This window comes from Sporosarcina saromensis, assembly GCF_033253735.1.
Taxonomy (GTDB): Bacteria; Bacillota; Bacilli; order Bacillales_A; family Planococcaceae; genus Sporosarcina; species Sporosarcina saromensis.
This window is the reverse complement of sequence record NZ_JAUBDI010000013.1, coordinates 16114-28132: the sequence shown is the minus strand read 5'-3', so window position 1 is coordinate 28132 and position 12019 is coordinate 16114. Positions and strand designations below refer to the sequence as shown.

Below are 12019 nucleotides of genomic sequence, written 5' to 3'. Positions count from 1 at the left end.
GAAGAGGGTTACGCTTACGCTTATTCCTCCCCTTATCTTTCAGTCCGTTCGCACGAATCTGTAGGAAGTAGCACCTTTGCAAGTTCATCACTTGCCGGTTGCCGGGCATCGCAGGGCCTAGTCCCTCCGCCGCTCTTGATAAGAGTATGGGTATTCAGTTTTTCATCTTGTGCTACAGTATAGGCTTCTTTTTTTTCAATGTCAAGTAGTTTTATAGAATTTTTCTGAACCTTGTATTTACACTGAGTGTTATGATAGGGGTATGTTATTTTACTAACAACGACTTACCTTTCTAGTGTGTACGTCTATTTTTTATTTGGAGGAATTCCTATGACAATATGGATTATCGGCATCATAGTATTTGGATATTTGGTCGGTTGCCTACATGGCTCAACGGTAGCGCAATGGTTTTCTGGGGTTAATCTAAAAGAATCCGGTGTGAAAAATGCAGGTGCATCGAATGCTACTATCGTATTAGGCAAACGGTTTGGCGCACTTGTCGCAATTATTGATATCGGCAAAGGAATTTTCGCAATCCTTGCCGTGCGCTTTATTGCCGAGCGTGTAGGTTTTTCAGTCGAGTCATTAACTGCCCTATTATTTTTGGTAGGTGTGGCAGTCGTTTTCGGCCACAATTTTCCGTTTCATATGAAATTCAATGGCGGGAAAGGGACTGCTACCATTATCGGAGTGTTATTTGCTCTTGACTGGCGATTCGGGCTTGCAGGACTTGTTTTATTCATAATCGTCGCATTGCTCACAGATATTCTTGTGTATGGCGTCCTCATGCTATACGGAACATTTCTCGCGGCTGCCATCTGGATGGTCGGCGTCTGGCCAATTGTTATCGCCGTCCTCCTCTTTGTAATGGCTATTTGGAAACACAGTGAAAACATTCAACGAATTCGCAATGGTACCGAGCCAAGGATTCGTGCGGTTTTCAAGAAGAAGTGAGCAATCCATCTATAAAACCCGTATGAAGACAAGTATCACGAACTTGTTTTCATACGGGTTTATATTATTTTTTAATCAAATCAAACGAGAAATTCCAGTGAGCTCATCATTTAGTATTTCACCGGTGGCTATGGGTATGAAGATCTCGAAAGCTTTGTCATGCCAATAAATTGAATACAATATACCTACCATGCAAAAACAATCGTAAAACGCATACGATATCCCTTTTCATTTACGGATCTTTACATCGATTCCGCTATTGCAATGAGCTCAGCTTCTTCCAAATTCCCTTCGATACTGTAATAACGGCTTTGCGTCGTCCAAATTAATTGGCGGACGCCATTTTTAAACGTAATCAAATTTGCTTGCCGTTCATTAATAACTAATTCCTTTACTTTTGTATCCATACTATCGGCAGACAAACCAAACCCAAACTCCCCATCGAGCAATTTCTGATGTATGGACAATTGTTTACCCATGCCTACAAAATTTAACGTAATATCTGTACTAAGCTGATTTTCAGGACGAACGACCGTTACACTTGTCAATTCAAAAGAAGCGGGTACAATCGGCGACTTGATGTTAAAAGCTGTGAGCGATTGTGCTTCTTCCAAACTTAGCTGTTCGGTCACATATTCAATATCCATCACTTGGTAACCCATATCTTCCATCTCGGTCGAAGGTGGCGGCGCACCCTCATCAGCTATGTGCTCTGTATTGCCACCGAAAATTTGAACAACCGATCCTTGAATCTTTTGATAGAATACAAACCAATTGTTGAATGCTGCTCCTTGCTGAGGCGTGCCAACAGCGAAAAAGAGAAGACAAGCTGCCGCCATAATGAGTAAGGTGCTGCCATATATCTTTTTCCGTCCAGGCTTACGTTCTTTTTTCGAATTTTTTCTTCTCGCTTCGAATTGATTCCATGCTTCTTCAACAGGAATGTTCGGACCTGGATTTTGATCCATCTGCTTTTGCAATACTTCACGGATGATGTGATCCAATTCACGCTTTTCAGCTTTTGACATTTAACACCACCTCCATCAGTTCCGTTTGCTGTTCCAATGTCTCTTTCAACTTCAACTTCGCTCGGTGTACACGTGTTTTGACAGTTGCCAACTTCACGCCCAACATCTCCGAAATCTCTTCATACGTCAAATCTTCATAGTAATAAAGATACAAAACCTCTTTGTGAGCAGGCGTCAATCGTTCAATCTCTCTCCACACAACCTCCTTCACCAACTTCTTTTCAGCTGCTATCTCCACAATGGATGACTCATTGACTTCTGCATTAGACAGCTCCTTACTAAGTAAGACGTCATCTGCAGCGAAATCATTCCATCTTTTCATTTTTCTTAAATGATCAATTGCAGTTCTCGTCGTAATCGTCGCCAGCCAAGCGCCAATCTTCTCAATTTCGTGCACCCTATCCATATGCCTGAACGCCTTTAAAAAACTTTCCTGTACAATATCTTGCGCCAAATCCGGATCTTTTACAATGAAATAAGCTGTATGATAAACACGTTTATAATATTTCTCAAAAATAATTTTCTCCACTTCGGGTGTCGTCGGTCGTTCTCTCTGAAACATCTTTTTCAACAAATGATTCACCCCTCTATCTCTACCCAAAATTCCTCATATTTCCACTATACCGCAAAACAGTGATGAGGAATAGAGGAAATATTGAATGGCCATTCATTTTACTTCAACTAGAAGAGGAAGAAAGAGTTGACAGGAGGGGGGCTTGTCTCAGGAAACACTCGATAAGTTTATTTGGCAGGCTAGGAACATCTCGATTACATCATCGGGAAGGCAGTATCGTTTCTAGCTTTTCAACTCGTTTTCTTCAGGCATCAAGGGCATTGCAATTGTCAATTTTCCGTTATCACCGGTTTGGAGGAGTTTATCACCGATTTGGAGGGCGTTATCACCGATTTGGGACACTTTATCACCGATTCGGAGGGGGTTATCACCGATTCTAACCACTTTATCACCGATTCTCCATTTTCCACATGATTTTCATCATAAAACACCCTACTCTAACTTGCCATTTTCCGTTATCACCGCTCGGCAAACAGTTATCACCGCTTATCGCCATGTTATCACCGTTCAAACGGACTTTATCACCACTTAACCTCAAGTTATCACCACTCGACCAGTTATTGGAAATAAAAATCCACTAACACCTCATTCCCTTTCTCCAACACAAAAAATCCAAGCAACCGTCGCTACGAACGGCACTTGGATTTTTCAACAAAAGCTCACACCCACCTACACACTTCCTACCGGCGCCTTTTTCAATCTCATCGTGGAAATGAAAGCAAGCATGTACACAACTGACATGATCACCGAAAAAACACCATAATCAGCATTCATGATGACATTCAATCCAAATAACGGTGTAATGAAAAGCACATACAAAGGGTATTGAACGGATAGCATAATGTCCAGCACAGCATTGTTCACCCCGCTGCTTTCAAGTAAGTGAATTGCATAAACAGCTAGACCTGATAGAACCCCCACTGCGAACAACACTTTCATCCTCTTCATTGACTTACCCGAGTGATTAGCTAATTTCACGAGAACGAACAGCAAAGCCCCTAGAAACAAAACTGTGGCCGCTACATGTAATACACCAATCGTTCCATCCGGATACTTTATGGATGGCATAAAGTTTACGAATAGCGCAAGTACATAGGTTGCGAATAGCAATAAAAATCCTTTTTTCAATCCAATTCCCTGCCTTCTTAAAGCTCCCTTACAAGCCTTTATATTCTTAAAATCATTCTGCTTTCACTACAAAACTCGTCAACGGTTCCCCGTCAATTTCCACTTCAATATTCCAAAGTCCCGCTTCATCTAACGCAAATTTGGCACCACTCTGTTTGTCTACAATGTCCCATTCATACAATTTAACAGTCTCGCCGCTCTCTTTATGCGTGGCGACCATCTTGTATTTTTCTCCATCATAAGATTTGTCACTATCTAAAAAGTGTACCTCGTAGAGCCTACCCTTACCTGCTGGGAATGCGGATTCATCCACCTCACCATTTGCCTTAATCATCCCAAACTTTCCTTCCGTCCCGTAAAAAGTTTTATCATCAACCGTAAATGTTGGGCTGACTTCCCACTTGGCAGCATCGTCATTCGTACAACCTACAAGCACCAACCAAGTAACGATGAACAAACCGACAAGCTTTTTCAACAACTCTCCTCCTCAAAAAGAATTTTTCATTTTACTAATCAATCGCAGTGTCTTACCAAATTGTTTTCGGCACAAATAAGCCACCGCAATCACTTCATTCAGACACCCTAGCAACGTCTGTTCTTCAGAAACCACATCCTTGCACTACTCTATTCAAATTGCATATTGATATTGTATGAGTTGGCTGTCCTTCCCCATATAATGTTCTGATCCGTATCTACTCGCTTCTACAAACCCGAGTTTTTGAAGCATGTTTCTAGCCCGCACATTTTCCTCGTTCGTTTCCGCATGAAACACGGGGATTCCTAACGTTTCACGGGCATACTTCATCAGACAACGAACAGCTTCGCCGCCAATTCCTTGCCCCCATAAAGTACGTTCACCTATCGCAATGCCGATTTCAGCACAATCATTGTGAATACCAGCCAAGTCTACGTAACCAACTAACCGTTCCCCGAGATCAATTCTCAAGCGGATAAAATCTACAGCATTATTGTTTACACAATGGAACCACCAGTTATATAATTCCTCTTCACTTCTATTTTGCACCCACCCATTTGCTGCACAAAATGTGGCATCCTTGCTCCAATTCAAAACGTGCACAAAATCATCCATGCACAATTTACGTATCGTCAACGTTTCTTGCTTAATGATAGGCTCCTCCCGCAATTAAAGTAGTTTACTCGCAAACGTTCCGTCCTGCATGCACCTCGAAAGTTTATTTTCCAGAAGAATTTGTTAGATATGTCCCTTCTTCATTGTGTGACAAGGCGGCAATTCGGCTGCAGCTAATCAATTCCTTTACAATTTCCCATAACAAGTTAAACAAGTGTTGCATGGCTACCAGAAACTCTTCAACTTCTACAATCAATCATACCCCTACGAATCTCCCAATTATTGAACCATACTTCCTTCTAATACATCTGAATATTTACATTATAATAGCAACTCGAAAGTAAAGCGACTAATTATCATTTATTCCCAAGAAATAATTGGATACACTGTTTTACCCACACAAAAAAACCCCAGCACTCTCACTACAGAGCACCGGGACAGCAATCATTTATTCTCATTAAACACTTTCTTCAAAACAGCAACGATAAACTCAAAATCCTCATCCGTACACGATAACGGCGGGCTCAACGCCATGATGTTGTTATAGCCTGCTACCGTGTCACCATTCTTGCCAACAATCAGGCCATTTGCTTTGCAATCACCCATGATTTTAGCCATGCGGGCATTGGTTGCTGGCTCTTTCGTTTCTTTATTCTCAACGATTTCAATGCCGAGTAGGAATCCTAAACCTCGGATATCCCCAACGTGTGGATGGTCACTCAACTCCGCCAGCTCTTTGAGTAGTCTTTCCCCTAACTCTGCTGAACGGTCAACGAGGTGTTCACGTTCAATAATTTCAATGTTCTTCAGCGCAAGCGCACAAGCGGCAGGGTTTCCACCAAATGTATTGACGTGGCGGAAATGGCTGTTGTCTTCCCCTGTATCGAACTTTTCATAAATGTCTTTGCGAATGGCAGTAATCGAAAGCGGCAAATAAGCGCTCGTCAATCCCTTCGCCATTGTTACAATATCCGGTTTGCAGTTAAAATGCTGATGCCCAAACATTTTCCCTGTGCGTCCGAATCCACAAATGACTTCGTCGATAATGAGTAGCACACCATGTCGGTTGCAAATCTCCTGGACTTTCTCAACATAGACCGGATGGGGAATTAAGATCCCGCCACCTGTAATAAGCGGTTCCATAATAATCCCAGCAATTGTCTCTTTTTGTTCCCAAATGATTTTCTCTTCAAATTCTTGTGCACGTTGGATATTGTATTCCTCCACTGACTGGCCCGCTGGACGGCGATAGTTATCGGGCGGTGCAATATGCAAGAACCCTGGTGCCAATGGTTCGTACTTATATTTACGCAACGCTTGACCTGTCGCAGCTAACGCTCCCATCGAACCACCATGATACGCACGGTAACGAGAGATAAATTTATAGCGGGAAGCTTCTCCATTTTGTTGGTGGCATTGGCGAGCCAATTTGAATGCCACTTCATTCGCATCAGACCCTGAGTTGGAATAAAAGATTTTATAATCCCCGCCAAGTAATTCATTTACCTTTTCAGCTAGCTCAATGGCAGGCCCATGGCTTTGCGTCATTGGGACATACGCGAGCTTTTTCATCTGTTCATAAGCTGCTTGCGCCATTTCTTCACGGCCGTAACCGACATTTACTGCCCAAAGGCCGGCCATTCCATCTAAATAACGATCCCCTTTATGATCCGTAATCCAAGCACCTTCACCCTTTTCTACAACCATCGGAGGATTCTTTTCATTATAGGCTGAAATATGATGCCATACATTCTCCCGATCCTTTTCCACTAACGTCTTCGTTTGCTCGTGTACTGTTGTCATATGCTCCACATTCCCTTCCCTTAATATGAATGACGTGCAGTCAACATTTTCTTGCGTGTATAAAATTCGACACCATCGCGCCCATTCGCATGCAAGTCCCCATAAAACGATTTTTTATAGCCCGAGAATGGGAAGAACGCCATTGGAGCGGGTACTCCTAAGTTCACACCAAGCATCCCTGCATCGATTTCTTCACGGAATTGACGAATCGCTTTTGCGCTATCTGTGAATAAACACGCACCATTTGCGAACTCAGACTCATTTGCGTAGGCAATCGCATCCTCTAAAGAATCCACACGGACAATGGAGAGGACAGGCGCGAAAATCTCATCTTTCCAGATTTTCATTTCCTTCGTGACATTGTCGAAAATTGTCGGGCCGACGAAATAACCGCCTTCTGAAGTAGATTGATCCTTTCTACCATCCCGTAGCAACTTCGCACCTTCCTCTACACCACATTCGATATATGAAAGTGTCCGATCTTTATGGGAATCCCGGATAACCGGTCCAAGGAAAACACCCTCTTCCATCCCGTTCCCCATTGTTAATTTGTCAGCTTCCTCAACAAGTCGGTCTACGAGTGTGTCTGCAACATCACCGACTGCAACGACGACTGAACAAGCCATGCAACGTTCACCAGCCGAACCGAATGCTGCGTTAATGATGTCTTTTACGGCTAAATCCATATTCGCATCGGGCATGACGATAGAATGATTTTTTGCGCCAGCAAGTGCTTGCACACGTTTACCATTTGCTGTTCCTGTTTTGTAAACATACTCGGCAACTGGTTGGGAGCCAACAAATGAAATTGCCGGAATGTCCGGGTGGCTCAAGATTCCATTGACGATGTCATGTGCCCCATGCACAATATTGAACACGCCGTCTGGTAAACCTGCTTCGGTTAACAGCTCTGCAAGGCGGTTTGCAAGCAACGGCGTACGTTCTGAAGGCTTCAAGATGAACGTATTTCCTGTCGCAATTGCCATCGGGAACATCCAGCAAGGTACCATCATCGGGAAGTTAAATGGCGTTATGCCACCGATCACTCCGATTGGATAGCGATAAGCGCCCGATTCAATATTGGAAGCGATATCCGGGAGTTGATACCCCATCATGAGTGTTGGCGCGCCAGCAGCAAACTCCACACATTCAATCCCGCGTTGCACTTCACCATATGCTTCGTTGTAGTTCTTACCATTTTCTAGAGTTATTAATTTCGCCAACTCATCCCAATGCTTCACAAGCAATTGTTGGTAGTTAAATAAAATACGAGCACGTTGTGGTACCGGTGTCTTCTTCCATTTTCCAAATGCCTCTTTTGCCACTGCAACGGCTTCTTCTAAATCCTCTGCTGTTGAAATTGGCACTTCAGCGAGAATTTCACCTGTCGCTGGATTTGGTACTTCCTCATATCGGTCCGTCCGTGATTTTACCCATTGTCCATTTACAAAATTTGAAAGCGTTTTCTTTTCAACTGATACTGTTTGCATACAATCTCCTCCTTTTATTCTCTACTTGCGGTTTCAAAAGGTTTTCTGTTACACTTCTCCATATACTTTACAAACAATTCATTCTCTTTTCACTTTACACTATGTCAAATGATTGCGAGTCTTTTTTTACGTTTTGGAGGGATATTCATTGGAAAAACACCAAATTACGGTCGGGACTATCCTCAAACGACCATTGTTCAAGGATGCCAAAGTTGTCGCCGGCAAGAATGGTCTACATCGCCAAGTGAAATGGGCGCACGTATTGGAAGTACGAGATTTTGAGTCTCTCATCAATGGCGGCGAATTAATTTTAACGACAGGGGTTGGGTTGCAACTCGATTTACCAACACAATTGCAATATGTCAAAAGACTGCTAGAAAAAAATGTAGCTTGCATTTGTATCGAGCTCGGAGCATACTTCAATGAAATTCCGCAAGATATCATTGAATTTGCAGACACGCATGATTTCCCGATTCTCGTATTCGAAAAAACAGTGAAATTTGTTGATATTACTCAAGACTTGCATACGATGATCATTAATCAGCACCACCAAGCGCTTTCTCAATTGGATACTCTATCAAGAACATTCATTGACTCATCCCTTTCACCAAATGGCATTTTAAAGATTTTACAAGAACTCCACAAAGTGTTTCGCCAAGGAGTTCTTTTTATTGGTGAACAACAAAAAACAATCCATTACCCTTCCGAAATGAAGGAAGTCGGAAAAGTACTGCAACAGGAATTAGAGTTGGTCAATACACCTTCTTCAAATGAGCTGACGGTTGTAGCAGAGGGACAAACTTTTGCTTGTGTACCAGTGCGTGGACTCGGGCAGCGATTAGGATTCATTTGCCTTGAAGCATCGCAGCCACCGATGAGCGATATGACATTTTTATTATTGGACAGGGCTGCTCTTGCAATTGCTCAAGTGGCGCTTCGCAGTCGGACAATTGCAGAACGCAAGCAGAAGAGTGAAGGAGAATTTGTTCGGAATCTGCTAAATGGTCGTTCAGTCGACCGAGACGATCTCAACACGTTCCTTCCGACACCTAGCCGAAACATGTATTATCGTGTTGCCACGATCGAATTAGATGACCTTTATGTAGAGTTGGACGATGATGACTGGGAGGAAATCCGCATTCAACGTTCGATGATGATTCGATCCCTTTGTCACAAAAACGGGTTTTTCCCTGCCGTCTCAAGTACTAAAAACGAAATTGTGCTCATCGCTTCATTCTTGTCGGCTGCAGAATCCAAACGAAGTGTCGATCGTTTCCTTCAACTATTTTCACACATCGCCCAATTGGACCAAGCAGATTCTTTAGTCGGTGCGACGTGCCGATTCGGCTGCAGTGCAGTTTATCAAGACGTGAAAGATTTGAAGAAAAGCTACGAAGAATCTCGAAAAGTACTTGCTTTACAAAAAGCTTCCCTGGCAACGTCATTCTTTTATGAGAAACTCGGCATCTACCGCCTTTTGGCAGAATTAATCGCAACTGACCACTTATCCGCTTACGTCAAAGATCATTTAGAGCCTGTCATCGCCTATGATCAAGAGATGGCTAGTGAGTTACTCGAAACCTTGCGTGTATTTTTGGAATGCGGCGGTGCAAAAAAAGAAACAGCCGACCGTTTATTCATCGTGCGCCAAACACTGTATCACCGATTAGAGAAGTTGGAAGCCATTTTAGGCGAAGACTTTATGGAACCTGCAAATCGTTTAGCCCTTGAAGTAGCTATCCATGCGGAGCGCTACATTGCATCACAATCTGCGAAAAAGGATGTAGATCGAATTCATTCATAATCCGCTCCTAGTAACCTTACAGAACAATGTAAACCGAACGAGGGAACAAGTTGGATACTAGCGATTTTAACAGTTTGTTTAGTCAACCTCGTAATCACCTTACAGTTTGTCCAATTCACAACAGAGCCATTTCCTGTAGACTTAACATAGTAATCAGAAAGTTTCATTTAATTAATTTGTAATCGCTTACAGGTGCAGGTCATTTTAAAAGGAGATGAGCATATGTCTGATGAACAGCAGAAGCAACAATTGAATCCTGATTTAAAGATCCGACACATTAGCATGATTTCAATTGCAGGCGTCATTGGAGCAGGTCTATTTGTGGGAAGTGGTGCAGTCATTAACGCGACTGGTCCGGGGGCAATTTTATCCTATGCGTTTGCAGGATTTTTAGTCGTCTTAGTCATGCGCATGCTAGGAGAAATGGCAGCGGCCCACCCGACGAGCGGATCGTTTTCTACATACGCAACTGAAGCAATCGGTCCATGGGCTGGTTACACGATCGGTTGGTTGTACTGGTTTTTCTGGGTCGTCGTCATCGCCATCGAAGCCATTGCCGGCGCTGCAATTATCCAATATTGGATTCCTGGCATGCCCCTTTGGTTGATGGCTTTGATCCTAACTGTATTACTGACAATGACAAACCTTTTTTCTGTTAAGTCTTTCGGTGAATTCGAATATTGGTTTTCTTTAATAAAAGTCGTCAGTATTGGGTTGTTCCTCGTACTCGGTTTGGCTGTCATATTCGGTTGGTTCCCTAGTATTGATTCACCTGGAACGGTTAACTTATTAGGCGAAGGCGGCTTTATGCCATCCGGTTTTGGCGCTGTATTATTAGGTATTACGGTTGTAATCTTTTCCTTCATGGGAACGGAAATTGTCGCCATTGCGGCCGGTGAGTCCGATCATCCGACAAAAGCCGTTCGTATTGCCACAAACAGTGTCATTTGGCGAATTCTCGTCTTCTATATCGGCTCCATCGCGATTGTTGTTACGTTATTGCCATGGAATTCAGCAAACATTCTTGTCAGCCCGTTCGTGGCCGTGCTCGACTATATCGGCATCCCAGCAGCTGCACAAATTATGAACTTCATCGTTTTAACTGCCGTATTATCTTGCTTAAATTCTGCATTGTACGCCAATTCAAGGATGTTGTTCGGGATGGCGAAAAAAGGCGACGCACCAAAAGCCTTTATGAAGCTAAGTAAAAAAGGAGTACCTGTCCGTGCAATACTCTTTAGTACCGTATTTTCGTACATCGCGGTCATTTTCAGTTATACATCACCCGATGTCATCTTCCTGTTTTTAATCAATTCATCCGGCGCGGTTGCACTACTCGTCTACTTAGTAATCGCCTTCTCCCAATTGCGCATGCGCAAAAAAATGGAGAAAGAAAACCCGGACGCACTTGAAATCAAAATGTGGCTCTATCCGTATCTTACGTACTTCTCGATTGTTTGCATTATCGGCATTTACATTGCAATGCTTGCCATCGACTCACTACGTACACAAGCGCTACTAACGCTCTTAATCGCCGGCTTAACCGTCGCTTCATACTTCGTTTTCGCAAGGAAAAAGCAAATGGCTCAACAAGTCCAAGAAGGCATTCTCCAAGCCACATCAAGGACACTTAAATAATTTGTAAATTGCTGATGCAGAAGGAGTGATCCTTCTGCATCTTTTTTAATGGCATGCCTGCTGTTTCCCGATTCTAACCATTATTATCATCAAACGAATGTGTCAACAGGGCATTTTCCCAGTTATCACCGCTTAAGAAGGTTTCATCACCGCTCGACGTCTTGTTATCACCGCTCGCGCGCACTTTATCACCGCTCAATCTGCTTTTATCACCACTCGCCCATTTAATGGGAATTAATCACACTTAGTATGCCATGTTTTCAAGGCATCTTCCCTAACCCGCAGCGAATCAATTTCGCGGGCGGATCAAAGTAGATGGCGTGAAACGTCGCGCAGAAATGCTTTTGACAATTTAACGGTTTGATTAGAGGCACGTGGCGGTTATGCAGCGTTATCACCGGTTCGCAACACTTTATCACCGTTTCTCGGGCTGTTATCACCGATTCGAAGCACTTTATCACCGATTCGGGACACTTTATCACCGATTCTCCACTTTCCACTCCATTTTCA

12 protein-coding genes and 1 riboswitch are annotated in these 12019 nt (G+C 43.2%); of the genes, 4 read left to right on the top strand and 8 right to left on the bottom strand.

Going from position 1 to position 12019, the window contains the following annotated elements; translation table 11 throughout:
• Positions 1-29: 29 nt before the first annotated feature.
• Positions 30-145: riboswitch (SAM riboswitch) on the bottom strand.
• 185 nt (positions 146-330) lie between these two features.
• The gene (locus tag QT711_RS13125; RefSeq protein ID WP_317944942.1) at positions 331-954 is read left to right on the top strand and encodes a glycerol-3-phosphate acyltransferase; all 624 of its coding nucleotides are present in this window, start codon (positions 331-333) and stop codon (positions 952-954) included.
• A gap of 242 nt (positions 955-1196) precedes the next feature.
• Here the strand turns inward: QT711_RS13125 and QT711_RS13120 are convergent, their stop codons facing one another.
• The 3 genes from QT711_RS13120 to QT711_RS13110 form a co-directional block, all read right to left on the bottom strand.
• Positions 1197-1982 carry a DUF4367 domain-containing protein gene (locus QT711_RS13120; protein ID WP_317944940.1) on the bottom strand — a complete coding sequence of 262 codons (786 nt, stop codon included), beginning with the start codon at positions 1980-1982 and terminating at the stop codon, positions 1197-1199.
• On the bottom strand, positions 1969-2544 hold the full coding sequence (locus QT711_RS13115) for an RNA polymerase sigma factor (protein ID WP_317945056.1): 576 nt from the start codon (positions 2542-2544) through the stop codon (positions 1969-1971). The genes QT711_RS13120 and QT711_RS13115 overlap by 14 nt, the downstream gene beginning before the upstream one ends.
• 234 nt (positions 2545-2778) lie before the next feature.
• Complete coding sequence (locus tag QT711_RS13110) at positions 2779-2940, bottom strand: hypothetical protein (protein WP_317944939.1); 162 nt, start codon at positions 2938-2940, stop codon at positions 2779-2781.
• Between the two features lie 26 nt (positions 2941-2966).
• Here QT711_RS13110 and QT711_RS13105 point away from each other — a divergent pair, with 26 nt between their 5' ends.
• Positions 2967-3137, top strand: coding sequence for a hypothetical protein (locus QT711_RS13105; RefSeq protein WP_317944938.1), 171 nt, complete (start codon positions 2967-2969; stop codon positions 3135-3137).
• Positions 3138-3225: 88 nt separating this feature from the next.
• Here the strand turns inward: QT711_RS13105 and QT711_RS13100 are convergent, their stop codons facing one another.
• From QT711_RS13100 to QT711_RS13080, 5 genes are all read right to left on the bottom strand, one after another.
• Positions 3226-3684: a hypothetical protein gene (locus QT711_RS13100; protein ID WP_317944935.1), complete on the bottom strand. Its 459-nt coding sequence runs from the start codon at positions 3682-3684 to the stop codon at positions 3226-3228.
• A gap of 52 nt (positions 3685-3736) precedes the next feature.
• Positions 3737-4159 (bottom strand): hypothetical protein, encoded by a 423-nt coding sequence (locus QT711_RS13095; protein ID WP_317944934.1) that lies wholly within the window; start codon positions 4157-4159, stop codon positions 3737-3739.
• A gap of 153 nt (positions 4160-4312) precedes the next feature.
• Positions 4313-4795, bottom strand: a complete 483-nt coding sequence (locus tag QT711_RS13090) for a GNAT family N-acetyltransferase (RefSeq protein ID WP_317944932.1) — start codon at positions 4793-4795, stop codon at positions 4313-4315.
• A gap of 423 nt (positions 4796-5218) precedes the next feature.
• Complete coding sequence (locus QT711_RS13085; protein WP_317944930.1) at positions 5219-6577, bottom strand: aspartate aminotransferase family protein; 1359 nt, start codon at positions 6575-6577, stop codon at positions 5219-5221.
• A gap of 20 nt (positions 6578-6597) precedes the next feature.
• Positions 6598-8067 (bottom strand): CoA-acylating methylmalonate-semialdehyde dehydrogenase, encoded by a 1470-nt coding sequence (locus QT711_RS13080; protein WP_317944929.1) that lies wholly within the window; start codon positions 8065-8067, stop codon positions 6598-6600.
• Positions 8068-8215: 148 nt separating this feature from the next.
• Here QT711_RS13080 and QT711_RS13075 point away from each other — a divergent pair, with 148 nt between their 5' ends.
• Positions 8216-9871: a PucR family transcriptional regulator gene (locus QT711_RS13075; RefSeq protein WP_317944928.1), complete on the top strand. Its 1656-nt coding sequence runs from the start codon at positions 8216-8218 to the stop codon at positions 9869-9871.
• 222 nt (positions 9872-10093) lie between these two features.
• Positions 10094-11509, top strand: a complete 1416-nt coding sequence (gabP, locus tag QT711_RS13070; protein ID WP_317944927.1) for a GABA permease — start codon at positions 10094-10096, stop codon at positions 11507-11509.
• The last annotated feature ends 510 nt before the right edge of the window (positions 11510-12019 follow it).